This is a genomic window from Janthinobacterium sp. GW823-FHT01H08, from assembly GCF_058797855.1.
Genome location: NZ_CM179504.1, coordinates 2838434 through 2865057, shown reverse-complemented (window position 1 = coordinate 2865057; position 26624 = coordinate 2838434). Strand labels below are relative to the sequence as shown.

The window sequence follows — 26624 nt, the reverse complement described above, 5'->3', positions numbered from 1 at the left end:
TTTCTATTCGCCACTCCCAGCAGTTACAATTGCCGCTGGTACACTTTTCTTCCCTCTCATGAACGCTGACGCCACCCTGGAAACGCAACTCGACACCCAACTGGCGCTGGCGCTGAAAGCGCATCAGGCGGGCCACCTGGAAGAGGCGGAAGACCTGTATGTCGCCATCCTGCAAGCCCAGCCCTACCATGCCATCGCCAACCACAATATGGGTTTGCTGGCCGGCCAGGTAGGCCAGTTCCGGGCAGGACTGCCGTATCTGCGCAAGGCGCTGTCGGTCAATCCCGACGAAGGCCAGTTCTGGCTATCGCTTGCCGACGGCTTGCTCAAGGCGGGCGAACGGGACGAGGCGCTCGACATCATCGATACGGCCATCGGCCGCGGCCTCGATAACGACCAGGCGCAAACCTTGCGCGCACGTATCGCCGCGGCGATTGCTGCCGCGCCCACGGCCGACGAATGCCAGCACGTGGTGGAGCTGTACCAGGCGGCACGGTATGTGGAAATGGAAACGGCCACGCGGGCGCTGATTGCGCGCTACCCCACCTCCGATTTTGCCTGGAGCGTACTCGGCACCGTCCTGCAGGCGCAGGGCAAGGATGCCCTCGACGCGCTGCAAACCACTGTCCAGCTCACCCCGTATGACGCCGAAGCCCATTGCAATCTGGCCAATGCGTGGCAGGCACGCGGGGAACATGCGCAAGCGGTCCAGTCCTACCAGCAGGCGTTGCAGTTCAATCCGGCATTCGCCGAAGCGCACAGCAACCTGGGCGGCGCCCTGCTGGCGCTCGGCGCCCTGGCGGAAGCGGAAGACGCCTATCTGCAGGCCATTGCCCTGCGGCCCGACTATGGCATGGCGCACTTTAACCTGGGCAATACGCGCAAGGCGCGTGGCGACCTCGACGGTGCTGTCGGCGCCTACAATGCCGCCCTGGCAAGCATGCCCGGCGACGCCGAAGTGCTCTGCAACCTGGGCAATGCCCTGCAGGCGCTGGAGCGCAATGAGGAAGCGGCCGACAGCTATCGCCGCGCGCTGGCTCTCGAGCCCCGGCTGGTGATGGCGCACAGCAACCTCGGCGCCGCGCTACAGAATCTGGAGCAGTACGCGCAGTCGGAAGCGAGCTACCGCACGGCCTTGTCGCTGGCGCCGCGCCATGCGGACCTGTGGAATGGCCTGGGCAACAGCCTGCAGTCGCAGCAGCGGCTCGACGACGCCGCCGATGCCTATCGTCAGGCGCTGGCAGTGCAGCCCGACTATTCCCAGGCCCACTCCAACCTGGGCGGCGTGCTGGTGAGCCTGGGCGAATTCGATGCGGCGATCGCCAGCTATCGCCGCGCCCTGGAGCTCCAGCCGGACAGCGCCGACGCGCACACCCAGCTGGGCCTGGGCCTGCAATCGGTCGGCGAACTCGACGAAGCGCTGGCCCTGCACCAGCGTGCGGTACAGCTGGCGCCAGACAAGCTGCAGGCGCACACCTGCCTCGGACATTGCCTCAAGCAAATGCGCCGCTTTGAGGAAGCGCAAGTCGCTTACCGGCAAGCGCTCGCCCTGGCGCCCGATGTCGCCAACCTGCACAATGACCTGGCCATCGCCGTGCAGGACGCCGGCGATTATCCCCAGGCGATCCGCATCTACCAGCACGCGCTGGAACTGGACCCGCGCTCATCGCTGATCCATTGCAACCTGAGCGTGGCGTTCGAGGATAGCGGCCAGTCGGAACAGGCGCTCGAGTATCTGCAGCGCGCACGCGACATCGCGCCCGACTCCAGCCGCGTTCACTTTACGATGGGCAATTGCCTGCGCTCGCTGAAGCGCTACGACGAAGCGCTGGCCAGCTATGCGCGCTCGCTGGAAATCCAGGACGACTTCATCGGTTCCCACTTGAATACCTGCGCGACCTACAGCGAGATGGGCCGCACCGACGACGCCGTCCAGGCATGCCGCACGGCTCTGGCCAGGTATCCGCAGTACGATGAGGTCTACAGCAACATGCTGTTCGGCCTGTCGCACATGCATGCCGACGACCCTGCCGCCATGGTGGCCGAGCATTTCGGCTTCGGCGAGCGCTACGAAACGCCGTTGCGCGCCGCGTGGCAGCCGCACGCGAACGAGCGCGACCCGCAGCGCCAGTTGAAGATCGGCCTGGTCTCGGGCGACTTCTGCAACCATGCCGTGGCGCATTTCATTACGCCCCTGCTCGAGGAACTGGTGGCGATGCCGCAGTTTTCGCTGTATGCGTACTATAACAATAGCCGCGTCGACAATGTCACCATGCGTATCGCGCAACTGCTGCCCAACTGGCTGCCAGTGACCCACCTGAGCCAGGAAAAGCTGGCCGAGCGCATCCGCGCCGACGGCATCGACATCCTGATCGACCTGTCCGGGCATACGGCCAAGAATTGCCTGCTGGCCTTTGCCCGCAAGCCGGCGCCCATACAGATGAGCTGGATCGGCTATCCGCTGACCACGGGCCTGCAGGCCATGGATTACTACCTGAGCGACCGTCATTTCTCGCCGCCGGAGACATTCGCCAGCCATTTCACGGAAAAACTGATCTTCCTGCCGACCATCGCCCCATTCCTGCCATCCGAAAATGCGGACGGCATCCTGCCGGCGCCCGTGCTGAAGAACAAATACCTGACTTTCGGCAGCTTCAACCGCCCTAACAAGCTCAACCGCCAAACCATCGCGCGCTGGGCCAGGGTCTTGCGCGCCATCCCGGACGCCAGGATGCTGCTGGCCGCCATGCCGGCGCCCGGCCCCCACCCCGGGCTGACGGCGTGGTTCGCCGAAGAAGGCATCAGCGCCGACCGCCTGATCTTCGAACCGCGCGCCAACATGGCCAACTTCCTGGCCATGCATCACCGCGTCGACATGTGCCTCGATACGGCGCCGTACGGTGGCGGCACCACCACCTTCCACGGCTTGTGGATGGGCGTGCCCACCCTCACCGTTGCCGGACCGACCGTACCGAGCCGCGCCGGCACCTCGATTCTGCGACACGTGCAGCTGGAGGAATTCATCGCCCGCGATGACGAGGAATTTGTCAGCAAGGCCCTGTACATGGCGGCCAACCCCATGCTGCTGGGCGCCTACCGCTTCAGCACCCGGCACCGCCTGGCGCAAACGGCGCTGGGCCAGCCGAAGTTGATTGCGGAAGGCCTGGCCAACAGCCTGCGCCTGGCCTGGCAGCGCTGGTGCGAAGACTTGCCGCCAGTCAGCTTCGACGCGCCGCTCGACAGTCAGTTGCCCGGGGAGATAGCGGCATGAGCGACGCCAAACCCATCTACGTCACCCAGCCGCTGCTGCCGGACCTGCAGGATTTCCTGCCCTACCTGGAAAGCATCTGGGAAAACAAGATCCTCACCAATGGCGGCCCCTTCCACCAGCAGCTGGAAAAAGCGCTGTGCGACTACCTGGGCGTGCGGCATATCTGCCTGTTTACCAATGGAACGCTGGCATTGATGACGGCCTTGCAAGCCTTGCGCGTGAAGGGCGAAGTCATCACGACGCCGTATTCCTTCGTTGCCACGGCCCATTCGCTGCTGTGGAATGACATCAAGCCCGTCTTCGCCGACATCGATGCGCGCACGCTGAACCTCGATCCGGCGCGCATCGAGGCAGCCATCACGGCGCAGACCACGGCCATCATGCCCGTGCACTGCTATGGCCAGCCCTGCGATGTCGACGCCATCCAGAAGATTGCCGACAATTACGATCTGAAGGTCATCTATGACGCCGCGCATGCATTCGGCGTGCGCCACGGGGGCACCAGCGTCCTCAATTACGGCGACCTGTCCGTGATCAGCTTTCATGCGACGAAGATCTTCAACACCTTCGAAGGCGGCGCCATCGTCTGCCCGGACGCCAAGACCAAGCAGCGCATCGACCATCTGAAAAATTTCGGCTTTGTCGACGAAGTCACCGTCGTCGCCGCCGGCATCAACGGCAAGATGAGCGAAATCAATGCCGCCTTCGGCCTGCTGCAGCTGAAGGGCATCGACCAGGCGCGGCAACAGCGGCGCAGCATCGACGCCCACTACCGCGAACGTCTGGCCGGCGTCGCGGGCATCACCTGCCTGGAAGCGGCCGACGCCGAAGCGGCCAATCACGCCTACTTTCCCATCCTCGTCGGGCCCGACTATCCGCTGGCGCGCGACGCGCTGTTCCAGCGGCTGCGCGATCACGAAATCTACGCGCGGCGCTATTTCTACCCGCTCATCAGCGATTTCCCCATGTACCGCGGCATGCCGTCCGCCGCGCATGCCAATCTGCCGGTCGCGCGCCAGGCCGCATCCCAGGTGATCTGCCTGCCGATCTACCCGGCCCTCGAGCTGTCGAGCGTGGACGCGATCACCGCCCTGATCGCCGGGGCGGCCTGAGCGCCCCGCCCTTCCCTATTGACCCAGACCGAACGGCCACCGCATGCCCCACTACGCCCACCTTACCGCGATCGCCTACCACCTGCCGCAGGCGATCCTGACGAATGCCGCGCTGGAACAGGAGTTCATCGACTGGCCGGCGCAAAAAATCCTCGACAAGACGGGCATTGCGCAACGGCATATCGCCGCGGAACATGAAACGGCCAGCGACCTGGCCTTCCATGCTGCGGAAAAGCTGTTCGCCACGCATGACGTCGCGCGCGGCGACATCGATTTCCTGATCCTGTGCACGCAGGCGCCCGACTACCTGCTGCCCAGCAGCGCCTGCGTGCTGCAGCAACGGCTTGGCTTGCCGACCTCCTGCGGCGCGCTCGACATCAACCTCGGCTGTTCCGGCTACGTCTACGCGCTGGCCATGGCCAAGGGCCTGATCGAGAGCGGCATCCGCAAGAAAGTGCTGCTGCTGACGGCAGACACCTATTCCAAGTACATCAACGCGCGTGACCGCAGCGTACGCACGCTGTTCGGCGACGGCGCCGCCGCCAGCGTGATCGCCGGCGGCGCGCCCGAACTGGCGCTGGGGCCTTTCGTCCTGGGCACGGATGGCAGCGGCGCGAACAACCTGATCGTGCCGGCCGGCGGCATGCGCACGGCCCGCAGCGCGGCCACCGCCATGCCCGTCGAAGATGCGTCCGGCAACTGGCGCAGCCAGGACGACCTGTTCATGGATGGCGCGCAGATCGTCCAGTTCACCTTGGGCGCCGTGCCGCGTACAATGCAGGAGCTGCTGGACACGGCCGGCAAGACCCTCGATGACATCGATCATGTGATCTTCCATCAGGCAAACAAATTCATGCTTGACGCCTTGCGCCGCAAAATACGCATTCCGGAAGACAAATTTGTGATTGAAATCGATACTGTCGGCAATACCGTCTCCTCGACCATTCCCATCGCCATTGCCCGCGCGCGCGCCTCGGGACGCATCGTGCCGGGCGACACGGCCCTGCTGCTGGGCTTTGGCGTCGGCTATTCCTGGGCCGGCACGCTGGCGCGCCTGTAGGCGCCCGCGCATCTGCGTACTGAACTTCTCTGAAAGGAAACACAATGCAAGAATTTTTCAACGGCATGGCCGACATCCTGGAAATCGACGCCGACAAAGTCGTGCCGTCCCTGAAACTGGGCGATTACGCCTGGGATTCGCTGGCCATCATTTCCACCATCGCCCTGGCCGATGAGCTGTTCGATCAGATGCTCGAAGGCCAGGCCCTGGCCAATTGCGAGACCCTGGCCGACGTGCTGGCATTGATCGCCGTCAAGGTCTGACCATGTCCAGCCAGCGCCTGGAATCGGGACTGCCCTTCAGCACCGCCCATCTGGCCATGCGCGGCGTGGTGTGCGCGCTGCCGCGCACGCAAGTCCACAATGCCGACCTGGCCGAGCGCTTCGGCGCCGAGGCGGTGGCCGACGTGAGCAAGATGATCGGCGTGCAGTCGCGCCGCCGCGCCGCCGATGGCCAGACGACGGCCGACCTGTGCCAGGTGGCGGCACAAACCCTGCTCGACGATCTGGGCTGGGAGCGCGACAGCATCGACGCCCTGATCTTCATCTCGCAAACCCCCGATTACGTGCTGCCGGCTACCGCCTGCGCCCTGCATGGACGGCTGGGCCTGCACAAGGCTTGCGCCGCCTTCGACATCAACCTCGGCTGCTCGGCCTACGCGTACGGCCTGTGGCTGGCGGCGAAGATGCTCGACGGCCAGGCCATGTGCCGCATCCTGCTGCTGGTGGGCGACACCATCAGCAAGACCGTCGATGAGACCGACCGCGCCACCGCGCTGCTGTTTGGCGACGCCGGCACGGCCACGGCGCTGGAATTCGATGCGGCGGCGGCGCCCGCCCATTTCATCGTTGGCAGCGACGGCGGCGGCGAACGGCACCTGATGATGGCTGCCAGCGCCTGCCGCCCCTACGCCGGCGACGATGCGCGCCTGGCGCAGCGCGATCCCGCCAAGCTGTACATGGACGGCGGCGAAATCTTCAATTTCACGCTGAAGAGCATTCCGCCGCTGGTGGCGGACCTGCTGCGCCTGGCAAACCGCACGAGCGACGAAATCGATGCCTTCCTGTTTCACCAGGCAAATACCTTCATGCTCAAGCACATTATCAAAAAAGCCAAATTGCCAGCCGGGCGCGCACCGATCAATATGGACCGCTATGGCAACACCTCCAGCGCCTCCATCCCCCTGCTGATCGCCGACAGCCTGGGAGCGGCGGCACAGGGCCAGACCATCGCCATGTTCGGCTTTGGCGTCGGCTATTCCTGGTCGGCGGCCGTGCTGGGCCTGCAATCGCTGACCGTCAACCGCCTTATCGAAGTCTGAACCATGATCTTTCAACCCGACATGCTGGCCGGCCAGCGCATCCTCGTCACCGGTGCCTCGTCCGGCATCGGCCGCGACACGGCCCTGCTGCTGGCACGCTGCGGCGCGCAACTGCTGATCAGCGGACGCGACCGGGCTCGCCTGGAGCAAACCCTGCAGGCCCTCGACGGCAGCGGCCACCGGGCCGAAGTGCTCGAACTCGACGGCGGCGACCACATCGTCGACTTCCTCAGGCAAGCCACGCTTGAGGCGCCCCTGAACGGCATCTTCCATGCGGCCGGCATCGAGTTATTGCGCCCGGTCAAATTGTCCAAGGCGCAACAGTTTGACGACGTCTTCGCCTCCAGCGTCAAGACGGCGCTGGCGCTGGCGCGCGGCGCCGCCCTGCGCGGCGTGCTCAGCGATGGCGCGGCCCTGCTCTTCATGTCATCCGTGGCGGGCCAGAGCGGCCAGTCCGGCATGAGCGTGTATTCGGCGGCCAAGGCCGCCATTGACGGCCTGGTGCGCGCCCTGGCCGTGGAACTGGCGCCGCGCGGCATGCGCGTCAACAGCATTGCCGCCGGCGCCGTCGAAACGGAAATGCACGCGCGCCTGAGCCGTGGCTTGCCTGACGAGGCCATGCGCGCCTACGCGGAGCGCCATCCGCTCGGTTTCGGCCGCAGCAGCGACATCGCGCAGACGGCGGCCTTTTTGCTGTCGCCGGCGGCGCGCTGGGTCAGCGGCGCCACCTGGGCCGTCGACGGCGGCTACCTGGCCCGTTAGGAGTATTCATGCAAACCATCCTCATCGTCGGCGCCGGACGCTTCGCCCGAGAATTACTGTGCTGGCTGGAAGACAGCCTCGACCCGGCCACGGCCCGCATCGGCGGCTTGCTCGACGACACGCTGCCGCCCGCGCCCATGCTCGACGCCGACTACCCGTACCCCGTGCTGGGCAGCATCAGCGACTACCGGCCGACGGCCGGCGAGGCGCTGCTGCTGGCCATCGGCGCGCCGAAAGCCCGGCTGGAAGTGGCGCTGGCGCTGGCCGAGCGCGGCGCCCGTTTCCATACGCTGATCCATCCCAGCGCCGTGGTCGCGCGCACGGCCCGCATCGGTCAGGGCGCCGTCGTCTGCCCGTTCGCCCTCGTCTCGGCGGGCAGCGAGCTGGGCGACTATGTCACCATCAACAGCTACGCCAGCGTCGGCCATGACGCGGTGCTGGAACGGGGCTGCACGCTCAGCTCGCACGTCGACATCACGGGCGGCGTGCATCTGGGCCAGGCCGTCATGGTCGGCTCGGGCGCATCCATCCTGCCACGCGTGAGCGTCGGCGCCGGCGCCACGGTCGGCGCCGGCGCCGTCGTCATGCGCCGCGTGGCCGCCGGCGCCACCGTTTACACGCCACCGGCAAAGACATTATGAGCACCATCTCCGAAACGCGGCAGCTGCGCGACCAGTTCTGGCACTTGCTGTGCCACCGCAGCGAATTGCCGGCCAGCGGCGACTATCTGAAACTCGACTGGCTGGGCGAGGAAGTGGTCGTCTACAACGACCAGGGCGAGCTGATCGCCTTCGACAATCTGTGTCCGCACCGCGGCACGCGCTTCTTCACCGAAAAACGCGGCAATGCGCCGCTGGCCTGCCCCTACCATGGCTGGGCCTACCGGGCCGGCGCCATGCACATCCCCTGCCGCGAACGCTACGCGCCGGCCGAGCTGGACAATGCCCGCCTGCAGGTGCTGCAGCTGGACTGGTGCGCCGATTTCCTGTTCGCCTCGCCACAGCCGCGCATGCCGCTCGAAGCGCAGCTGGGCGAGACCCAGGCTACCTTGGAAAACATTTCCTTCAACGTCGCCGGCCTGGGCGATTTCAACGCCTATGACTATGAGTGCGACTGGCGCATCGCGCTGGAAAATGCGCTCGAACCGCTGCACGTGCCGTTCGTGCACCCGGAATCGCTGGCGCAACTGCAACTGGACGACGGCGAAAACCGTTTCACGGACTGGACGTCGACATGGGAAGCGGGCCTGGGCAACGCCGGCATGGCCAGGAAACTGCGCTCCGTCAAACGCCTGTTCCAGCTCGACAGCCAGTTCGAGGGCTACCAGAGCCTGTACCTGTTCCCGTTTACCATGCTCTCGTCGACGTTTTCATATTCGTATTCGCTGCAGCATTTCTTTCCGTCAACGCAAGCGCAGCGCACGCATTTCTCCAGCCGTCTGCTCATGGCCGCAACCAAGCCCGCCGCCAGCGCTACGCTGCAGGGCTTTTTCGACTCGAGCGCGCAGATGAATCGCCAGGTATTCGAGGAAGACCATGCCATCTGCAAGCGCATAGCCGTCCAGGCGGCCGACAGCGCGCGCTTCAAGATCCTTTCCAGCGACGAGGCAAAGATCGCGCATTTCCGGGCCTGCCTCGCGGCGGCAAGCCAGTCTTAGGGGGCTGGCGGCGGCCTCGCCGGCCGATGTGAAACTTTTTTAAAAAGAATTTTAAAAAATTTCCACAAAGCATTTAATAAGCTTATGCGGATGGTCGTCTTGTACTTGGGAGAGCACAAAGAACCGTTGCTCCGGACTGAACCCACCAAACCAGGAGTTACACCATGCTGAGCCTTCACACTAACAACGCTGCACTGTCCGCACAAAATTCGATCACCCGCACCCAAAACCAACTGTCGACCTCGATGACGCGCCTGAGCACCGGCTTCCGCATCAACTCGGCAATGGATGACGCAGCAGGCTTGCAAATCGCAACCCGCCTGAAAGCACAAACCAGCGGCATGACCGTTGCAATGTCGAACACCCAGAACAGCACCTCGATGCTGCAAACGGCTGAAGGCGCGTTTGACGAAGTCACCAACATGCTGATCCGCATGAAGGATCTGGCAACCCAGGCAGCCGATGCTTCGTCGGGCGCCAAAGACAAGACCGCCATGCAGTCGGAATTCGATGCACTGGGCCTGGAACTGTCGAACGTGATGAAAAACACCACCTTCGGCGGCAACAAGCTGCTGGTAGGCGGCACGCTGGCATCGTCGATGACGTTCCAGATCGGCGCAAGCCAAACCGAAACGATGGCATTTGACGTTTCGGCCAAAATGACCAGCCTGACGGCATCGCTGGGTTCGGCTACCGCCAACTACGCTTCGGCTGCGACCGGCACCGAGCTGACCAGCTCCGCCAACGCCACCATCGCCCTGCTGGAAACGGCAATCGGCGACGTCGGCACCGTTCGCTCGGCACTGGGTGCTGCTGCAAACCGTCTGGACCACGTCAACACCAACTTGTCCAACATCGCCACCAACACCAAAGCCGCTACCGGCCGCATCATGGACGTCGACTTCGCTACCGAAAGCTCGAACATGACGTCGTCGCAAATGCTGCTGCAAGCTGGCACCGCAATGTTGAAACAAAGCAACAGCATGTCCTCGATGGTCATGTCCCTGCTGCAATAATATGTCCCTGCCTGGCCGTTCGCGGCCAGTCGCTGAAAACCAGGCCTTGGCCTGGTTTTTTTTCGTCCCCGGTATCTCGCCGTTGCACGCAAGAGTAACTATTTGCTGGCAATCTTTAACGATGCGGCACGCATGGTCGCCTGTTTGATGGGCAAGCCCGCCCAACAGCCGTCATCCACAGGAATCGCCGAGTGCTCAGTCTCCATACGAATATCGCAGCACTGGCCGCACAAAATGCCGCCGCACGCGCGCAATCGCTGCTGTCGACCTCGATGACGCGGCTCTCCACCGGCTTTCGCATCAATTCGGCCATGGATGACGCCGCCGGCCTGCAAATCGCGACCCGGCTGCGGGCACAGGCGAGCGGCATGGCCGTCGCCATGCGCAACACGCAAAACAGCACCTCGATGCTGCAGACGGCCGAAGGCGCGTTCGACGAAGTGAACACCATGCTGATCCGCATGAAAGACCTGGCCACCCAGGCCGCCGATGCATCGTCGGGCGCCAAGGACAAGGTCGCCATGCAGGCCGAATACGACGCCCTGGGCCTGGAACTGGCCAACGTCATGAAAAACACCAGCTATGGCGGCAACAAACTGCTGGCCGGCGGCACGCTGGCGTCGTCGATGACCTTCCAGATCGGCGCCAGCCAGAGCGAAACGATGGTGTTCGACGTCTCGGGCAAGATGGCCGGCGTGCTGGCCTCGCTCGGCGCGGCCAGCGCCAACTTCGGCGCGCCCGCCACCGGCAACGAATTGACGGGCAGCGCGAATGCCAGCATCGCCCTGCTGGAAGCGGCCATCGACGATGTGGGCGGCGTGCGCTCGGCCCTGGGCGCCGCCGGCAACCGCCTGGACCACGTGCACACCAACCTGTCGAACATGGTCACCAACACCAAGGCTGCCATCGGCCGCATCATGGATGTCGACTACGCGGCCGAAAGCGCGAACATGACGTCGGCGCAAATGTTGCTGCAAGCGAGCACGGCAATGCTCAAGCAAAGCCAGAGCATGCACAAAATGATACTCTCCCTGTTGCAGCCATGACGGCAGGCTTTTTGATGGAACCAGATCTGGACATAGTGGCATGGCGATAGACCGCATTTCATCGGGCAATCCGGTGCCCCTGATTACCCAGCGCTTCGACGTCAGCCCCGCGACGCCGATGGTGCCGGGCGTGGTGCAGCCGCTGGTGCCGATCGGCCCCTACATGGCGCCCGCACCCGACGCCGGCACCCTGCCCGCCCAGCTGCAGAAGCAGGGCCAGGACAGCCTGGCGTCCCTCATCAAGCCCAATGCCGACGGCACGGGCGGCGCCTTGCCGCGCGACAGCAGCGCCATGCAGGTCAATCAGCTGTTCTTCACGCGCCAGCTCGTCTGGCAGCCGCCCGACGCGGCGCAGCTGGCCGCCTCGTGGCGCGTGATGGTCAGGACCTATGGCGAACAATATGCGGCCCTGCAGGAACAGGCGCGCGGCCAGCACGTGCCGGGCAACCTCTTCATGGCCGAGCAGCAACCGGCCCTGCTGCGCGAAGGCGCCCGTCCGCCACTGACGGTCGACAGCGAAGCGTGGCGCTTTGCCGTGTATGGCTGGGGCGGCCAGCGCCTGCTGCTGCGCGTGCTGGCCAGCGACGTAGACGACGAGGCAACGCCGAGGCGGCGCGGCAAGGTGGCGCTGCGCGTCGAGCTGATCATCATCGGCATCGGCCGGGTGGTGATCCAGATGGAGCCGTCCGGCGACGGCGTGCTGCTGGAACTGGCCGCCGACGAGGAAGCCGCGCTGCGCCATCTGCGCCTGGCCCTGCCCGAGATCGCCGACGCCGTGCGGCGCGCGGGCCTGCGCCTGGTGCGCTGCCGCCTGAATCGCCAGCTGCATGCACAGCGCATGCACGGCAATTACCCGATGCAGGCGGGCGCCGCCTCGCTGTCGCTGCCCCTGTTCCGCGCCATGGCCGAAGTGGCCCTGCTGCTGACGCAGCCGGAAGCGGAAGCGGCGGCCGATCCCGATGCGCCCGCGGCGGCTGCGGCCGAAGCCGAAGCCGAAGAGGAGGCCATCTTTGTCTCGAAGGAAGTGGCGGCGCCGCTCGGCTACGACTATGGCGACGCGGAAGACGCGGCGCAGGGCGGCACCGTGCTGCTGCTGGCCGACGGCCAGGAGCACGACCTGCTGCCGCCCATCGACGAGCAGGATTGATGCAACAGGATTAAAGCAACATAAAAAAACGGCGCCCGCGGCGCCGTTTTTCTTTCAATTCACCGTACTAGCCCACCGTGCCGATGATGCTCACTTCGCGGTTTTCCGGAATTTCATTGTATGACAGCACGTGCAGGCCCGGCGCGAACAGGCGCGCGTAGCGGGCCAGCAGCGGACGGATCTGCGGCAGCACCAGCAGCAGCGGCGGCGTGGCCTGCTGCTTCATCTGCTCGCGCGCCACCGGCATGTTCACTTGCAGCTGCGACAGCAGATGCGGGTCGATCGGATAGTTATCGAGCGTCACCTTGCCCGACTGGCGCGCCTGGTTCAAGGAACCGAGCAGCATGTTTTCCAGTTCGCCGCCCAGATTAAACGCCTGCATTTCCATCTTCTGGCCGAACAGGCCGCTGACGATCTGGCGCCGCAGCGCGCAACGCACCTCGGCCGCCAGCAGGATCGGGTCCTTGGTCGTTTCCGAACTGTCGAGCAAGGTGGTGGCGATGGGCACGATATCCTTCAGGGACACATTTTCCGCCAATAAGACACGGAACACGCGCAGCATCTGCGTGTGCGTCAGCGCCTTGTCCAGCGCGCCGGCCAGCTTCGGCGACAGGGCCGTCAGGCGCTCCATCAGGTTCGACACGTCTTCGTGGCGGAACAGTTCCGGCAGGTATTCGCGCACCATTTTCGACAAGTGCGTGGCAATCACGCTGGGCGCCTCGATGACCTGGTAGCCGAGGCCCAGCGCATGCGCCTTTTCACTCGGCTCGATCCACGTGACGGGCATGCCGTAGGCCGGTTCGATGCCGGGAATGCCGTCCAGCTGGCCATACACGTTCGGCGACGGAATCGCCATCAGCCGGTCGGCCTGCACTTCCGCCTGCGCCACCACGGTGCCCGACAGCACGATCGCGTACTGCGACGGCTTCAGGGCCAGATCGTCGCGCACGCCGATATTCGGCAGCAGCAAGCCCATCGCTTCGGACAGGCTCTGGCGCACGCCCTTGACGCGCTTGGTCAACGGTTCGCCTTGCGTTTTATCCACCATGCCGACCAGCTTGTAGCCGAGCATCACCATCAGCGGCTGAACGGCGGGCAGTTGCTGCCACTCCAGTTCGGCGGGCTTGTCGTCGCGCAAGGCCGCCTCGATGGCCGCCATGCCGGCCGCGTCGGGCCCCTTCACGCGCTTGGTCAAACGCCAGGCCACAAAAGCCAGCACGGCGGCAAAGGTCATGAACATGAACCACGGCATGCCCGGGATCAGGGCCAGCGCCACCATCATGCCGGCCGCGCTGTAGATCACCGTTGGCGAGGTCAGCACCTGGCCCGCCACTTGCTGCTCGAAATCGCCCGAATCGCTGATGCGGGTCACCAGGATGGCGGCCGCGGCCGACAGCAGCAGCGCCGGAATCTGCGCCACCAGGCCATCGCCGATGGTCAGCAGTGCGTACTGGCGGAAAGCGTCGCCGAACGACAGGTCGTGCATCAGCGAGCCGATGGCCACGCCGCCGACCATATTGATGATCAAAATCAAGATACTGGCGACGGCGTCGCCGCGCACGAACTTCGATGCGCCATCCATGGCGCCATAGAAGTCGGCTTCGGCGGCCACGTCCTTGCGGCGGATCTGGGCTTTTTCCTGATTGATCAGGCCGGCGTTCAGGTCGGCGTCGATCGCCATCTGCTTGCCCGGCAAGGCATCGAGGGTGAAGCGCGCGGACACTTCCGAGATGCGCTCGGCGCCCTTGGTAACGACGGCGAAGTTGATGATCATCAAAATCACGAAGACCACGATACCGACGACGAAGTTACCGCCGATGACCACGTTACCAAACGCCTCGATCACCTTACCGGCCGCATCCGCGCCCGTATGGCCGTGCAGCAGCACCACGCGCGTGGACGCCACGTTCAGGGTGAGCCTGAGCATGGTGGTGGCCAGAATCACCGTCGGGAAGACGGAGAAGTCGAGCGGCCGCTTGGCCGATACGCTGACGAGGATGACGATCAGTGCCAGCACGATATTGAAAGTGAACAGGATATCGAGCAGCACGGGCGGCAGCGGCAGGATGATCATCGCCAGGATCACCAGCAGGAACAGCGGCGTGGCGAACTTGTGGCGGCGCATTTCGGCAACCAACCGGTTCAGGAAATTCATGAAGGTACTACCTCGCTCAAATGAGATGGCACGACCACCTCGGTGGGAAATGGGGGCTGGGCGGCGCGCTGCCCAGTACGGAATGCTTTCAGCTGCAGGATGTAGTTGAGCACCTGCGACACGGCCTGGTACAGCTGCACGGGAATCTGCTGCTGCACCTGGCTGGTGTTGTAGATGGCGCGCGCCAGCGGCGGCAACTCCAGCGTTTCGATGTTGTGTTCCTTCGCCACTTGCCGGATATACAGCGCCATCTCGTCGACGCCCTTGGCAACGACAAACGGCGCCTCGGCGCGGTCCTGGTCATACTTGAGCGCGACGGCGTAATGCTCGGGATTGACGATCACCACGTCGGCGTCGGGCACGGTCTTGCGCACGCTGCGCCGGCCGATCTGCTGCTGCAGCTGGCGGATGCGCTGGCGCACTTCGGGCCGCCCTTCGCTGCTTTTATGTTCTTCCTTGACGTCCTGCTTGCTCATGCGCTGGTTGCGGGCAAAGAAAAACGCCTGCGCCGGCACGTCGATGATGGCAAACAGGACGAAGACGGAAATGAGCGCCATCAGGCCGTCGAGCATCAGCGCTGAGCCGTCGAGCATGGCTTGCTGCAGGGGCCGGTGTTGCAAGTCCACGTACTGCGTCAGGCTGGAGCGGCTCACGTGCACGAGCACCATGCCCAGCACGGCGGCCTTGGCGATCGACAAGCCGAATTCAAAGCCATGCTTGGGCGACACCAGGCGGCCCAGGTTCTTGGCCGGGCTCAGGCGCTCCATCTTCGGCATCCAGTTCTTCGTGCTGATGACCCAGCCGCCAGGGACCAATGAGCCGAGCACAACAAACAAGGGCACGCAGAACAGCGGCACGATCATCTTGATCAGCAAGCCCACGGACGTGGTAAACGCCATCGACATGGCATTGTCCAGCGCGCCCTTGCTGTCGAGCGGCATGAAGGCCATGGCGAACAGCTCGCGAAAGCTCACCAGATAGCCGGGCAGCAGGTAAATGAAGACCTTCATGCTGATCAGAATGCCCAGCGCCGTCGACAGGTCGCGCGAACGCACCACCTGCCCTTCCTGGCGCGATTTCTTCAGCTTCTGTGCTGACGCCTTTTCTGTCTTGTCGCCCGTGCTGCTATCCGCCATGCGTCACACCTTTCCGCACGTGCCCTACAAGCGTAGCGAGCAAGTTCAATGCCGGGTTGAGTAGCGCAGCTGTACGGAGGTACAGCGAGCAACGGATGCCCGGAAGTGGACTGCGCAGCAGCTTGTTGGCACGTGCGCTATCCATGGGCCACCCGCATCTGTTCGGCGATCATGTCGAGCACGCGGTTCGTCATGGCGATGTAGTGCTCCGGGATAAAGCGCACGATCTGTCCCAGCATCAGCAGGCCGAACATGGTGATCATGGAAAAGCCCAGCGAAAACAGGTTCAGCGACGGCGCCACGCGGTTCAGGAAGCCAAAGCCCAGTTGCACCACCATGGTGGAAAAGACGATGGGCAAGGCCAGCAGCATGGCGGCGGCGAAAATCCACGCCACGTTATACGCCACCGTCTGCAGCAGCAGCGGCCCGTAGCCCTGCCCCACGGGCCAGGCCTTGAAACTGGCGCCGATCACGCCCGTCAGCACGAGGTGGCCGTCGATGGCGAAAAACACGATCATGCACATGATGGTGAGCATCCCCGTGATCACGTCCGACGAGGTGCCGTTGAGCGGATCGTTCATGACGGCCATGGAAAAACCCACCTGGCTCGACACGAGGTAACCGAGCACCGACATGACGGACATGGCGAAGTGGAAGGCCAGGCCCAGGACGAAGCCGATGACGGCCTGCTCCAGGGTGGCGACGAGGGCGTGCAGGGAAAACGGATCGATCTTCAGCAAGTCCTGCGACACGCCCGAGGCCTGCATCACGGGCAGCATCAGGATCGCCAGCACCAGCGACAGCAGCACCCGCACGGGGACGGGCACCATGGCGTCGCCGATGACGGGCGAAGCGCTGAGCATGGCCAGGATGCGGCAGAACGGCCACCACACGGCCAGCAGAAACGGCAGCACCTGATTGAAAATCTGATCCATGGCGCGCGGCGCTATCCGACCAGGGTGGCGGCGCGCTGAAAAATGGACACGCAATAATCCATCAGGTAACCGGCCATCCAGCGTCCGGCCAGGATCAGGGCCAGCAGGGTGACCAGCAGGCGCGGCAGGAAACTCATGGTCTGTTCATTGATCGAGGTGGCCGCCTGCACCAGCGCGACCAGCAAGCCCATGAGCAAACCCGGCACGACCAGAATCACCACCAGCAGCATGACGACATGCAGCGCTTCGATGATCAGGTCGACGGCGACTTCAGGGGTAAACATCGGTCAATAGCCCTGTATGCTGGTAACTAAGGTGTTGACGGTCAGCGTCCAGCCGTCGACCAGCACGAACAGCAGCAGCTTGAACGGCAGCGAGATGACGAGCGGCGAGAGCATCATCATGCCCATGGCCATCAGCACGGACGCCACCACCAGGTCGATGATGAGGAAGGGGATGAACAGCATGCAGCCGATCTGGAACGCTGTCTTGAGTTCGGACAACACGAACGCGGCCAGCTTGACCGTGAAACTGTGGTCTTGCGGGCGCATGGTCGACGGTTCGCCGGCCAGGTGCGCAATCTGCGCCAGCGCGGCCTTGCTCGTCTGCGCCAGCATGAAGCGCGAAATCGGCACTTCGGCGATCTTCAGGGCTTCCTGCATGCCGATCTGGTCGCGGTCGTAAGGCACGAACGCGTCCTTCCATATCTGGTCGCCGATGGGACGCATGACCAGCAAGGTGAGAATCAGGGCGATGCCGGTGACGATACGGTTGGGCAAGCCCTGCTGCAGGCCCAGGGCCTGGCGCAGCAGGGACAGCACGATGACGAAGCGGGTAAAGCTGGTCATCATCATGACCATCACGGGCAGCAGCCCGAGCAGGGTCATGACGACGAGGATCTGCATCTTCACCGACAAGTCGGTCTTCGCGCCCGGCACCACGCCGGCGAGCAGGTCCTGCGCGCCGGCGGCGCTGCAGCACAGCATCAGAACAGGGACAGCCAGCGCGGCAGCCAGCGCGCCGCGGCGCCGGCTCAAGCCGGGTACCGCCAGCTTCATGCTGTCATCAGGTCGAGATTGAGGCCGTCGAGGTCGATGACTTTCAGGCCATAGTTCTCGCCGGCCACCACCACTTCGGCACGGCCGATCGGCGTGCCATTGACCTTGATCACCAGCGGTTCGCCGGCCAGCATGTCGAGTTCGATCACGCTTTCCGGGCCGATGGCCATCAACTCTTCCAGTGAAATGCGGGCCGAGCCCACTTCCAGGGTCAGGGTGACGGGAATCTTGCGCATCATCTGCGGAATGTCGCGGCGCGCGCGGGTGCTGGCCACGTCGGCAACGTCGCCCTGGTCGATGATCATGTCATCGCCCAGGTCTTCCAGCAGGGTTTCGCTCTGGTTGGTATCGGTCATATTCATATTATTCGACATCTTCAAATGAGGTTAAACAGAGCTTGCCCTTGTGTTCGGAAACAGCCGCTGTAAATAAACGGGAGTCGTCCAGCATGACGTCAGTACGGCTCAGACTGACGGGAATCACGTCGCCCACGCGCAGGTCGAACAAGGCGCCCAGCTGCATCTGCTTGCTGACGAGCCGGCCTTCCAGGGTCACTTGCAGGCGCGACGCGAGCGGGCGCACGCTGCCGCGCAAGGCTTTCTTCGCTTGCGCGCGTTCGGGCAGCAGGCCGCGCAACACATCGGCCATCAGGCGCTTGTCCAGCGAGAACCAGAACTGGCCGCTCTGCCCCGCCTCGACGTCGCTGAGCGACACGGTGACGATCCAGCTGCCGCGCGCCGGGTGCACGCCGGACTGCACGGCCACCTCGGCACTGGTGTCGATGTCGCTGCTCTTGCCCAGGGTTTGCAGATTCTTGTGGATGCGCGTGAACAAACTGTTCACCAACTGTTGTCCCAGCACCACAGCGAGGCGCTCTTCCGTGGCCGTCACGCGCACTTGCGCCGGATCGGGCAGCGCGCCCTTGGCGCCGGCACTACCGTAGCGATAGTTCAGCACGCTCAAGAGGATCTGCCGTTCGAGCGCAAAGCCCGGCTGACCGGCCGGCGTGGAAAAACTCAGCCAGCGATTCGCGCTGTCCTCGCTCTCCACGCGCGACAAGGTCACGGCATCGATCTGGAAATTGCCCCAGTAGCGCCGGCTCATCGGCTGGCGCAGGGCCACGGCCAGGTCGTCGCGCAGCTGGGCGCCGAATACATGCAGCAAATGGACAGGACGTCCAAGCAGACAGGAATCGAGGACTTGATGGCGCGCAGTTTGATCTGTCTTGGTAATGATTGTCATGTAGTGGTCATGTCGGTATTGCGGTGGCAGAACAAATTATACGGATCGCCCGAAATTAAATACAGCATCATCTTGGCCTTGCCAACCGGCCGGCGAGCAAACGATTGCGCATCGTATCGCATGCTGGATGACTACGGTGCTGAACAATACATGAAAAAGCAAAATATTGCCATGTATCAATATTCCTTGAGGCAATCCTCTCTTTACTTTATAGTTGCCTCGAGGTAAGCTTATAGCGAGAAAAAAGTGATTTGCAGTGCGCCATTCCGCTTACCTGATTCCGGTTTTTATGGCAGTTTCCAGCCCCTCTTATTGCCACCAGAAGAAACTTTTATCAGATAATTATTAGTTATCATGGCCATGTAAATCATTCGGCGCGGTTCTGCCGGGTTTGTTGAATCTGCTTGAGCGGATGGTGTGGCAACTGATAAAACTGATGGGCCCTGTCAATTGGGCCGGGCAAGATGGCATTGGATGTAATGCCTGCCGGAATGGCAACACCAGTAATTTCTGATTGATACGTCACCGCATATTGAAAGTAGAGGGCAAGATGAGCAACGAACTCGCAGGTCTGATCAAGGCCGATCTGGCAGCACTGAGCAATGACGCGCGCGCCCTGGGCGCCAGCATCGCGCCGGCCGCCCAGTTCGGCGCACCGGAACAATCCGGCTTCTCGTTTGCGCAAAGCATGAAAGACGCCATCGGCAAGGTCAACGGCGATGACCGCATGGCTGCACAAAAAATGAGCGACGTCGACAGCGGCAAGAGCGACGACATGGTCGGCGCCATGCTGGCCAGCCAGGAAGCGAGCCTGTCCTTTTCCATGTTGATGCAAGTGCGCAACAAGGTCATGGGCGCGGTCGACGAACTCATCAAACTGCCTCTGTAATCTTCACGTCCTGATCCACGCCCAGCCTCCCAGCGAAAGTTACCCCAAGTGATTACCACCATGAAGTCCGCATTTGCGCGCTGGCGCCCTGGCGCCCAGCCCGCCATCCCGCCCGCCCTGCTGAAAAACCTGGTTCCCATCGTCGTGCTGGCCATCGGCATCACCGCCATGGTGACCATGTATGCCTGGCGCGACCAGGCCAACTACAAGCCGGTGTTTGGCGCGCGCGAAAAAGTGGCCGTGACGGACATGATGGCCACCCTGGACGCCGAACACATCCCCTACCGTTTGCATCCGGACAGCGGCCAGGTGCTGGTGCCCGACGCCATGCTGGGCAAGGTACGCATGCTGCTCGCCTCGAAGGGCGTGACGGCGCAGCTGCCGGCCGGCCTGGAACTGATGGACAAGAATGACCCGCTGGGCGTATCGCAATTCGTGCAGGACGTGCGCTTCCGCCGCGGCCTGGAAGGCGAGCTGGCGCAAAGCATCATGACGATGGACGCGATCGCTTCGGCGCGCGTCCATCTGTCGATTGCCAAGTCGACGTCGTTCGTCGCCAGCGACGGCGACAAATCGTCGGCTTCCATCGTCGTGGCGCTGAAACCGGGCCGCACCCTGGCGCCGGAACAGATCGCCGCCGTCATCAACATGGTGGCCGGCAGCGTCGCCAGCCTGGCGCCCACGCGCGTGAGCCTGGTCGACCAGGGCGGCAACCTGCTGTCCTCGCACGTCGACCTGACGGACGGTTTCGATGCGTCGGCCGCCGGCAATGAAGGCGCGAAACGCTTTCAGGATGAAATCCGCCGCAACGTCACGGGCTTGCTCGGTCCCGTCATCGGCGAAGACAACTTCAAGCTCAGCGTGACGGCCGCCGTGAACAACGACCGCGTGGACGAAACGCTGGAAAAATACGGCGAAGCGCCGAAAGTGACGAGCGAAGCGATGCGCGAAGAGCAGGAACGCAACCGCACCGTGGCCGGCATTCCCGGCAGCCTGTCGAACCGTCCGCCAGCGGCCGCCGTGCCGGCACCGGCCGACGCCGCCGGCGCCGCGCCCGCCGATGGCGCGCCGAAGCCGTCCGACGACGGCACGGCCCGCAAGAACGCCACCACGCGCCAGTACGCGTATGACCGCAGCATCACGCAAATCAAGCGCAGCCGTGGCCGCCTGGAAAAACTCAGCGTCGCCGTCGTCCTCAACAGCGCCGCCGCACCGAACCCGAAAACGGGCTGGACACCAGCCGAACTGGGCAATATCGAAAAAATGCTCAACAGCGGCCTGGGCATCAACGCCCAGCGCGGCGACAGCCTGAGCCTGACGGCGCTGCCCTTCCCTGCCAAGCCGCCCGTGGCGCAGTGGTGGGAAGAGCGCGACACCGTCGTCGATTTCAGCAGCTGGCTGCTGTACGCCCTGGGCGCCGTGCTCGGCTACTTCCTGATTCTGCGTCCGCTGCTGCGCCTGCTGACCACGCGCCTGGCGCCGCCGGCACTGAAACAGCTCGATCCGGCCCTGGCGCTGGGCGGCAGCAACGCCGCCGCCGGCGCCAATGGCGTGACCGCCGCCAGCGCGCCGGCCTTGGGCGTGAATGGCAGCCCGCTGGCGCTCGAGGGCGAGGCCGCCGCCGGCAACGCCATGCCGGTCGTGCCGCTGCTGGAAAATTATGACTTGCCGCCACCAGGCTCGGCGGTCGACGTGATGGTCGACCACCTGAAAGTGCTGGCGGAAAAAGAACCCGAGCGTGTCGCCGAAGTCGTCAAACAATGGATGCAGAAAAATGGCCGAACTCAACAACAGTAATCCCTCCGACGGCGCCGAATACGAAAGCGCCAGCCTGAACCCAGTGGAACAGGCCGCCATCGTGCTGCTGAGCATCGGCGAAGAACAGGCCGCCAATGTGCTGCGCTGCCTGTCGCGCGAAGAATTGCTGGAAGTCACGCAAGTGATGTCGCGCATGAGCGGCATCAAGGTCGAATCCGTGAAAACGGCCATGCAGACCTTCTTCGACGACTACCGCCAGCAAAGCGGCGTGCACGGCGCCTCGCGCAGCTACCTGAAGCGCTCGCTGGACATGGCGCTGGGCAGCGATATCGCAAATAGCGTGCTCAACAACATTTACGGCGACGCCATCCGTCCCAAAATGGCGCGCCTGCAATGGGCCTCGCCAAAATGGCTGGCCGAATACATCGTCAACGAGCACGTGCAGATGCAAGCCGTGTTCCTGGCCTTCCTGCCGCCCGCGCTGGCCGGCCAGATCCTCGACGCCCTGCCCGCCGAAGGCCGCGACCTGGTCTTGCTGAACCTGGCGCGCCTGGACGAGATCGACCGCGACCTGCTGGTCGAGCTCGACGAACTGGTGGGCCGCTGCCTGGGCGCGCTCGACACGCAAAGCACCAGCGTCGAAGGCATCCGCCAGGCGGCCGAGATTCTCAACCGCATGCCGGGCAACCGCGCCGCGCTGGTCGAACTGCTGCGCGCGCACGACCCGGACGTCGTATCGGAAATCGAACTGAGCATGTACGACTTCCTGATCCTGGCCACACAGAGCGATGTCACGCTCACGCGCATCCTGGAAGACGTGCCGATGGAACAGTGGGCGATTGCACTGAAGGGCGCGGAACCGTCGATCCGCGACGCCGTGCTGAAAACCATGCCGCGCCGCCAGGCGCAGAGTTTCGAAGACATGATGCGCCGCTCCGGCCCCGTGCCCCTGTCGCGCATCGAACAGACGCGCCAGGAAATCATGGCCACCGTCAAGGGCCTCGCCGATGCGGGCGAGATCGAAGTGCAACTGTTTGCCGAAGCGGTGATCGAATGAAACACTTCCGCTCGTATCGTTTCCCGCCGCTGTCGCAATTCATCGCCGCCGGCCAGCGTGCCTCCAACGAGGACACGGATGGCCAGTGGCAGGCGTCCGTCTCGGAAGGTTTCGAGCAGGGCCAGCGCGACGGCTACGAAGTGGGCCTGGTGCAAGGCCAGCAGGATGGCTACGACGCCGGGCGCAGCGACGGCATGGCGCAGGGCCGCGAAGAAGGCCGCAATGAAACGCTGGTGGCGCTGGACCGCCTGGCGCGCCCCGTCGATGCCATCCTGCGCGACCTGAAGAAAGTGCGCGCCGATTATCGCGAAGCGCAGCGCAAGGAAGTGGTCGACCTGGTGGCCAAGGTGGCGCGCCAGGTGATCCGCGCGGAACTGGCGCTGCAGCCGGTGCAATTGCTGGCCCTGGTCGACGAGACCCTGGCCTCGATGCCGCCCACGCGCGAGGAAATCGACGTCTTCCTCAATCCGGAAGAACTCAAACGCATCAGCGAACTCGATCCGAAGCGCGCCAAGCGCTGGAACCTGATCGCCGACGCGCGCCTCGACGCGGGCGAATGCCGCATCAAGGCCGGCGACAATGAAGTCGATGCGGGCTGCCATCAGCGCCTGTCGGCCTGCATGGAGCAGGTCAGCAGCCACCTGGCGCTGGCCGCCGAACACGCAGACCACGGCGCGCCTGCATGATCGCCGACACGCTGCGCAGCTTCGAGATCGGCGACATCCCGGTCGCGACCCCCACCGGCCGCCTGGTCGGCGCCTCCGGCCTGCTGCTGGAAAGCGCCGGCTGCCGCCTGCACACGGGCCAGCGTTGTCAAATTGAAACAGTCAATGGCGAATGGCTCGATGCGCAAGTCGTCGGCTTCCGCGAAAAACTGTCGTATTTAATGCCGTTCAAGAAGGCGACGGGCCTGACCACGGGCGCCAGAGTCCTGCCCCTGCCCGACAAGGCCAGCCTGCAGATCGGCCCGTCGTGGCTGGGCCGCATGGTCAATGGCCTGGGCGAGCCGATCGACGACCTGGGCCGCCTCGGCGGCGAACACATCCTGGAAGTGACGCCGCCGAAGATCAATCCCCTGAAGAAACAACCGGTGGTCGAACCGCTGGACGTGGGCGTGCGGGCGATTAACAGCATGCTGACCCTGGGCAAGGGCCAGCGCGTGGGCCTGATGGCCGGCTCCGGCGTGGGCAAGAGCGTGCTGCTGGGCCTGATCACGCGCCAGACCGTGGCCGATGTCGTCGTCGTCGGCCTGATCGGCGAGCGGGGCCGCGAAGTGCGCGAATTCGTGGAAAAATCGCTGGGCGCCGAAGGCTTGAAAAAAGCCGTGCTGGTGATCGCGCCGGCCGACGAATCGCCCTTGATGCGCATCATGGCCACCGAACTGTGCCATTCGATCGCCGCCCATTACCGCGACCAGGGCAAGCACGTGCTGCTGCTGGTCGATTCGCTCACGCGCTATGCGATGGCCTTGCGCGAAGTGGCGCTGGCCCTGGGCGAACCGCCGGCGACGCGCGGCTACCCGCCGTCCGTGTTTTCGAACCTGCCGCAACTGGTGGAAAGCGCCGGCAACGGCGCCCACCCGGAAGGCAGCATGAGCGCCATCTACACGGTGCTGGCCGAAGGCGACGACCAGCAGGACCCCGTGGTCGATACGGCGCGCGCGATTCTCGACGGCCACATCGTGCTCACGCGCGAACTGGCCGAGCGGGGCCACTACCCCGCCATCGATATCGCCGCCTCGATCAGCCGCTGCATGGCGCAGGTGATCACGCCCCCCCACATGCAGGCGGCGCGCGCGCTGAAAGCGTCGATGGCGCGCCATGCGCGCGTGCGCGACCTGATCCCGCTGGGCGCCTACGTGCCCGGCGCCGACCCGATCACCGACCGCGCCGTGCAGTTGCACGCGCCCATCGAAGCCTTCCTGTGCCAAGGCACCAAGGAAGAGGCGCCGATGGGGCCGTGCATCGAACAACTTGAACAGATCATGGCCTAGGAGCATACGTGAGCGACGCGCATACCATCCGCAACCTGACCACCCTGGTCGGCCTGCGCAGCACCGAAGTCGAACGCCTGCAAGGCGAAATGGCGGCGCAGACGGCCGTGCGCGAGCGCTACCAGAAAAACCTGGAGCGCCTGACGGGCCTGTACACGGATAGCGGCCCCAGCGGCGCCCTGCCCCTGGCCCTGTCCGTCAACTGCGGCAACTTCAAGCAAGCCGTCATGCAGATGGCCGACCAGCACCGTACCGACCTGCATTTGCACGAAGCCAACATGGCCGTTTCGCAACGCGCGCTCAATACGGCCTGGGCCAAGCGCGAAGTGCTGGACCAGGTGCTGACGCAAAAACAAAAACATGTTGCAAATGAGCAACAACGTGTCGATGCCAAGCGGCAAGACGAGCTGGCGACGCAATTCTGGTTCCGCGGACAGGTAAAATGAGGTTGGTGTAAGTTTCTTTCAGGAAAACTTCACAAAACGGGAATGGGGGTCGCCTTGTACCGGTATATCCCTTTATTCAGGAGTCTGGCATGGCAAACGTAATTACTGCACCGCAATACGATCCGCTCGTCACTGCAAAAAACCTGGCTACCAAGTCGGTCGCGGCGCAGCAGGACAAATTGACTAAGCAAACCGCACTGGCCAACACCACGGCCGCGGCGCTGAACAACCTGAAGCTGGCCATGAGCGCCTTCCAAAGTACGATGACGACCATGAGCAGCAGCAGCAAGTCGCTGCTGAGCCAGTCCGCCACCTTCAGCAATACCGCCTATGGCAGCGGCACGGCCGATGCCACGGCAGTTGCCGGCAGCTATTCCTTTTTCGTGCAGCAACTGGCCACAGCCAGCCAGACTTCGTACAGCGGCCTCGCCAGCAGCCCCGCCGCCGGCAGCGGCACGCTAGCCGTGCGGATCGGCGATCCGCTGGCCCCCGTCACCGCAGACAACAGCTTTGACATCGACCTGAGCGCCGCCGACAAGGATGCCGACGGCAACCTGACGCCGCAGGAAATCGCCGCCGCCATCAATGGCAACAGCAAGAACAACTCGCGCGTGACGGCTTCCATCGTCACCATCGGCAACCAGGCGCAGCTGGTATTGACATCGAACCTGACGGGCAAGGAAAACGCCGTCACGCTGGACGCGTCGAGCGTGACGAATACCGCGCTGACCAAGGCCCTGGTGACGGACGCGGCCACCAACATCAAGGAAGTCGTCAAGGCGCAGGACGCGATCGTCTGGCTGGGCGCAAAGGACACCGGCACGCAAATCACGCAGGCGTCGAATACCTTTACCAACGTGACGGGCGTGAAAATGACCTTCACCAAGACCATGAACACGGGCGACGCGCCCGTGACGGTCACGGTGGCAACCGACAGCGGCGGCACGGCAACCAATGTGCAGGCATTCGTCGATGCCTACAACAAGCTGAAAAGCGTGCTGGACGGCCTGGCCAGTTCCGGCGACCCGGACAAGAACGTCGCGGCCGGCATCTTTGCCCACGATTCCGGCCTGAACGCCCTGCGCAGCAATTTGAACAATCTGCTGCGCCAGAGCGTCGGCGGCGTCTCGCTGGTCTCCTACGGCGTGACCGCCAACCGCGACGGCACGCTGAGCCTGAATACGGCCAAGCTGACCGCCAAGCTGGCATCGAACCCTGGCGACCTGGACAAGTTGTTCGGCAACAACAGCCTGTCGGCCCCATCGGGCGTGTTAGGCGGCCTGGACAAGGCGTTGGGCCAATGGAGCAATATCACCAAGGGCCAGCTGGTGCAGCGTCTCGATGCGAATACCAGCTTGCAGAAGTCGCTGAGCAAAAGCACCGACCTGCTGACGAGCCAGTACAACACGGCCTACAAGCGTTTCCTGGATCAATATACGCGCCTGCAAGTCATGCAGGAACAGATGTACAAGACGGTCGACATGTTCGACGCCATGTTTGGCAACGACAAATCCTAAGGCGAGCGTGCCTGCCGCGCCGCCGCAAGTTTAGACAGTGAGAAAT

General features: G+C 63.9%; 25 protein-coding genes. 18 read left to right on the top strand and 7 right to left on the bottom strand.

Annotated features, from left to right (window positions below; all coding sequences use genetic code 11):
• Positions 1-58 precede the first annotated feature (58 nt).
• From AC3RCG_RS12910 to AC3RCG_RS12860, 11 genes are all read left to right on the top strand, one after another.
• Entirely contained in the window at positions 59-3271 is a 3213-nt protein-coding gene (locus AC3RCG_RS12910) for a tetratricopeptide repeat protein (RefSeq protein WP_409026551.1), read from the top strand.
• Positions 3268-4383, top strand: coding sequence for a DegT/DnrJ/EryC1/StrS family aminotransferase (locus tag AC3RCG_RS12905; protein WP_070289085.1), 1116 nt, complete (start codon positions 3268-3270; stop codon positions 4381-4383). Before AC3RCG_RS12910 ends, AC3RCG_RS12905 begins: the two co-directional genes overlap by 4 nt.
• A 43-nt stretch (positions 4384-4426) precedes the next feature.
• Entirely contained in the window at positions 4427-5443 is a 1017-nt protein-coding gene (locus tag AC3RCG_RS12900; RefSeq protein WP_121669197.1) for a ketoacyl-ACP synthase III, read from the top strand.
• Positions 5444-5487: 44 nt separating this feature from the next.
• Entirely contained in the window at positions 5488-5706 is a 219-nt protein-coding gene (locus AC3RCG_RS12895) for a phosphopantetheine-binding protein (protein WP_070221569.1), read from the top strand.
• Positions 5707-5708: 2 nt separating this feature from the next.
• Complete coding sequence (locus tag AC3RCG_RS12890; RefSeq protein WP_492404793.1) at positions 5709-6764, top strand: ketoacyl-ACP synthase III; 1056 nt, start codon at positions 5709-5711, stop codon at positions 6762-6764.
• 6 nt (positions 6765-6770) lie between these two features.
• A complete protein-coding gene (locus AC3RCG_RS12885; RefSeq protein WP_492404841.1) occupies positions 6771-7526 on the top strand; it encodes an SDR family NAD(P)-dependent oxidoreductase in 756 nt (251 codons plus the stop codon).
• A gap of 8 nt (positions 7527-7534) precedes the next feature.
• A complete protein-coding gene (locus AC3RCG_RS12880; RefSeq protein ID WP_492404791.1) occupies positions 7535-8167 on the top strand; it encodes a NeuD/PglB/VioB family sugar acetyltransferase in 633 nt (210 codons plus the stop codon).
• Positions 8164-9183: an aromatic ring-hydroxylating oxygenase subunit alpha gene (locus AC3RCG_RS12875; RefSeq protein WP_070289081.1), complete on the top strand. Its 1020-nt coding sequence runs from the start codon at positions 8164-8166 to the stop codon at positions 9181-9183. Before AC3RCG_RS12880 ends, AC3RCG_RS12875 begins: the two co-directional genes overlap by 4 nt.
• Positions 9184-9347: 164 nt before the next feature.
• A complete protein-coding gene (locus tag AC3RCG_RS12870) occupies positions 9348-10199 on the top strand; it encodes a flagellin N-terminal helical domain-containing protein (RefSeq protein WP_070220045.1) in 852 nt (283 codons plus the stop codon).
• 191 nt (positions 10200-10390) lie between these two features.
• Positions 10391-11245: a flagellin N-terminal helical domain-containing protein gene (locus AC3RCG_RS12865; RefSeq protein WP_070310087.1), complete on the top strand. Its 855-nt coding sequence runs from the start codon at positions 10391-10393 to the stop codon at positions 11243-11245.
• A 40-nt stretch (positions 11246-11285) separates the two neighbouring features.
• Positions 11286-12392, top strand: coding sequence for a hypothetical protein (locus AC3RCG_RS12860; RefSeq protein WP_070310089.1), 1107 nt, complete (start codon positions 11286-11288; stop codon positions 12390-12392).
• 67 nt (positions 12393-12459) lie between these two features.
• On the opposite strand, the gene AC3RCG_RS12855 is transcribed toward AC3RCG_RS12860, so the two are convergent.
• From AC3RCG_RS12855 to AC3RCG_RS12825, 7 genes are all read right to left on the bottom strand, one after another.
• Positions 12460-14547, bottom strand: a complete 2088-nt coding sequence (locus AC3RCG_RS12855) for a flagellar biosynthesis protein FlhA (RefSeq protein ID WP_070220038.1) — start codon at positions 14545-14547, stop codon at positions 12460-12462.
• Positions 14544-15683 (bottom strand): EscU/YscU/HrcU family type III secretion system export apparatus switch protein, encoded by a 1140-nt coding sequence (locus AC3RCG_RS12850; RefSeq protein WP_070289078.1) that lies wholly within the window; start codon positions 15681-15683, stop codon positions 14544-14546. Before AC3RCG_RS12850 ends, AC3RCG_RS12855 begins: the two co-directional genes overlap by 4 nt.
• A 137-nt stretch (positions 15684-15820) precedes the next feature.
• Positions 15821-16618, bottom strand: coding sequence for a flagellar biosynthetic protein FliR (locus tag AC3RCG_RS12845; protein WP_086137689.1), 798 nt, complete (start codon positions 16616-16618; stop codon positions 15821-15823).
• Between the two features lie 11 nt (positions 16619-16629).
• Positions 16630-16902, bottom strand: coding sequence for a flagellar biosynthetic protein FliQ (locus tag AC3RCG_RS12840; protein WP_034757874.1), 273 nt, complete (start codon positions 16900-16902; stop codon positions 16630-16632).
• Positions 16903-16905: 3 nt separating this feature from the next.
• Positions 16906-17676: a flagellar type III secretion system pore protein FliP gene (fliP, locus tag AC3RCG_RS12835; protein ID WP_070289077.1), complete on the bottom strand. Its 771-nt coding sequence runs from the start codon at positions 17674-17676 to the stop codon at positions 16906-16908.
• Positions 17673-18038 carry a FliM/FliN family flagellar motor switch protein gene (locus tag AC3RCG_RS12830; RefSeq protein ID WP_070220030.1) on the bottom strand — a complete coding sequence of 122 codons (366 nt, stop codon included), beginning with the start codon at positions 18036-18038 and terminating at the stop codon, positions 17673-17675. Before AC3RCG_RS12830 ends, fliP begins: the two co-directional genes overlap by 4 nt.
• A gap of 1 nt (position 18039) precedes the next feature.
• Positions 18040-18918: a FliM/FliN family flagellar motor switch protein gene (locus AC3RCG_RS12825; protein WP_180279164.1), complete on the bottom strand. Its 879-nt coding sequence runs from the start codon at positions 18916-18918 to the stop codon at positions 18040-18042.
• 550 nt (positions 18919-19468) lie between these two features.
• Between AC3RCG_RS12825 and fliE the strand changes: the two genes are divergently transcribed.
• The 7 genes from fliE (at position 19469) to fliD (ending at position 26578) form a co-directional block, all read left to right on the top strand.
• Positions 19469-19807 (top strand): flagellar hook-basal body complex protein FliE, encoded by a 339-nt coding sequence (gene fliE / locus AC3RCG_RS12820; protein ID WP_034787870.1) that lies wholly within the window; start codon positions 19469-19471, stop codon positions 19805-19807.
• Positions 19808-19867: 60 nt separating this feature from the next.
• Complete coding sequence (gene fliF / locus AC3RCG_RS12815) at positions 19868-21604, top strand: flagellar basal-body MS-ring/collar protein FliF (RefSeq protein ID WP_492404785.1); 1737 nt, start codon at positions 19868-19870, stop codon at positions 21602-21604.
• The gene (locus tag AC3RCG_RS12810) at positions 21582-22622 is read left to right on the top strand and encodes a flagellar motor switch protein FliG (protein WP_070289073.1); all 1041 of its coding nucleotides are present in this window, start codon (positions 21582-21584) and stop codon (positions 22620-22622) included. Before fliF ends, AC3RCG_RS12810 begins: the two co-directional genes overlap by 23 nt.
• On the top strand, positions 22619-23308 hold the full coding sequence (fliH, locus tag AC3RCG_RS12805) for a flagellar assembly protein FliH (RefSeq protein WP_070219799.1): 690 nt from the start codon (positions 22619-22621) through the stop codon (positions 23306-23308). Before AC3RCG_RS12810 ends, fliH begins: the two co-directional genes overlap by 4 nt.
• Positions 23305-24615, top strand: a complete 1311-nt coding sequence (gene fliI / locus AC3RCG_RS12800) for a flagellar protein export ATPase FliI (RefSeq protein ID WP_070219797.1) — start codon at positions 23305-23307, stop codon at positions 24613-24615. The genes fliH and fliI overlap by 4 nt, the downstream gene beginning before the upstream one ends.
• A gap of 8 nt (positions 24616-24623) precedes the next feature.
• Positions 24624-25061, top strand: a complete 438-nt coding sequence (locus AC3RCG_RS12795) for a flagellar export protein FliJ (protein ID WP_070289072.1) — start codon at positions 24624-24626, stop codon at positions 25059-25061.
• Positions 25062-25150: 89 nt separating this feature from the next.
• Entirely contained in the window at positions 25151-26578 is a 1428-nt protein-coding gene (gene fliD, locus AC3RCG_RS12790) for a flagellar filament capping protein FliD (RefSeq protein ID WP_492404782.1), read from the top strand.
• Positions 26579-26624: the final 46 nt, after the last annotated feature.

What these genes read in the sequence shown, in the direction of transcription:
- AC3RCG_RS12850 (WP_070289078.1), bottom strand. Translation starts at nt 15,683, where the DNA reads ATGGCGGATAGCAGCACGGGCGACAAGACAGAAAAGGCGTCAGCACAG.
- AC3RCG_RS12810 (WP_070289073.1), top strand. Translation starts at nt 21,582, where the DNA reads ATGGCCGAACTCAACAACAGTAATCCCTCCGACGGCGCCGAATACGAA.
- AC3RCG_RS12895 (WP_070221569.1), top strand. Translation starts at nt 5,488, where the DNA reads ATGCAAGAATTTTTCAACGGCATGGCCGACATCCTGGAAATCGACGCC.
- fliP (WP_070289077.1), bottom strand. Translation starts at nt 17,676, where the DNA reads ATGAAGCTGGCGGTACCCGGCTTGAGCCGGCGCCGCGGCGCGCTGGCT.
- fliH (WP_070219799.1), top strand. Translation starts at nt 22,619, where the DNA reads ATGAAACACTTCCGCTCGTATCGTTTCCCGCCGCTGTCGCAATTCATC.
- fliI (WP_070219797.1), top strand. Translation starts at nt 23,305, where the DNA reads ATGATCGCCGACACGCTGCGCAGCTTCGAGATCGGCGACATCCCGGTC.
- AC3RCG_RS12910 (WP_409026551.1), top strand. Translation starts at nt 59, where the DNA reads ATGAACGCTGACGCCACCCTGGAAACGCAACTCGACACCCAACTGGCG.
- AC3RCG_RS12825 (WP_180279164.1), bottom strand. Translation starts at nt 18,918, where the DNA reads ATGACAATCATTACCAAGACAGATCAAACTGCGCGCCATCAAGTCCTC.
- AC3RCG_RS12890 (WP_492404793.1), top strand. Translation starts at nt 5,709, where the DNA reads ATGTCCAGCCAGCGCCTGGAATCGGGACTGCCCTTCAGCACCGCCCAT.
- AC3RCG_RS12900 (WP_121669197.1), top strand. Translation starts at nt 4,427, where the DNA reads ATGCCCCACTACGCCCACCTTACCGCGATCGCCTACCACCTGCCGCAG.
- fliD (WP_492404782.1), top strand. Translation starts at nt 25,151, where the DNA reads ATGGCAAACGTAATTACTGCACCGCAATACGATCCGCTCGTCACTGCA.
- AC3RCG_RS12840 (WP_034757874.1), bottom strand. Translation starts at nt 16,902, where the DNA reads ATGTTTACCCCTGAAGTCGCCGTCGACCTGATCATCGAAGCGCTGCAT.
- AC3RCG_RS12855 (WP_070220038.1), bottom strand. Translation starts at nt 14,547, where the DNA reads ATGAATTTCCTGAACCGGTTGGTTGCCGAAATGCGCCGCCACAAGTTC.
- fliF (WP_492404785.1), top strand. Translation starts at nt 19,868, where the DNA reads ATGAAGTCCGCATTTGCGCGCTGGCGCCCTGGCGCCCAGCCCGCCATC.
- AC3RCG_RS12905 (WP_070289085.1), top strand. Translation starts at nt 3,268, where the DNA reads ATGAGCGACGCCAAACCCATCTACGTCACCCAGCCGCTGCTGCCGGAC.
- AC3RCG_RS12880 (WP_492404791.1), top strand. Translation starts at nt 7,535, where the DNA reads ATGCAAACCATCCTCATCGTCGGCGCCGGACGCTTCGCCCGAGAATTA.
- AC3RCG_RS12860 (WP_070310089.1), top strand. Translation starts at nt 11,286, where the DNA reads ATGGCGATAGACCGCATTTCATCGGGCAATCCGGTGCCCCTGATTACC.
- AC3RCG_RS12830 (WP_070220030.1), bottom strand. Translation starts at nt 18,038, where the DNA reads ATGAATATGACCGATACCAACCAGAGCGAAACCCTGCTGGAAGACCTG.
- AC3RCG_RS12845 (WP_086137689.1), bottom strand. Translation starts at nt 16,618, where the DNA reads ATGGATCAGATTTTCAATCAGGTGCTGCCGTTTCTGCTGGCCGTGTGG.
- AC3RCG_RS12870 (WP_070220045.1), top strand. Translation starts at nt 9,348, where the DNA reads ATGCTGAGCCTTCACACTAACAACGCTGCACTGTCCGCACAAAATTCG.
- AC3RCG_RS12875 (WP_070289081.1), top strand. Translation starts at nt 8,164, where the DNA reads ATGAGCACCATCTCCGAAACGCGGCAGCTGCGCGACCAGTTCTGGCAC.
- fliE (WP_034787870.1), top strand. Translation starts at nt 19,469, where the DNA reads ATGAGCAACGAACTCGCAGGTCTGATCAAGGCCGATCTGGCAGCACTG.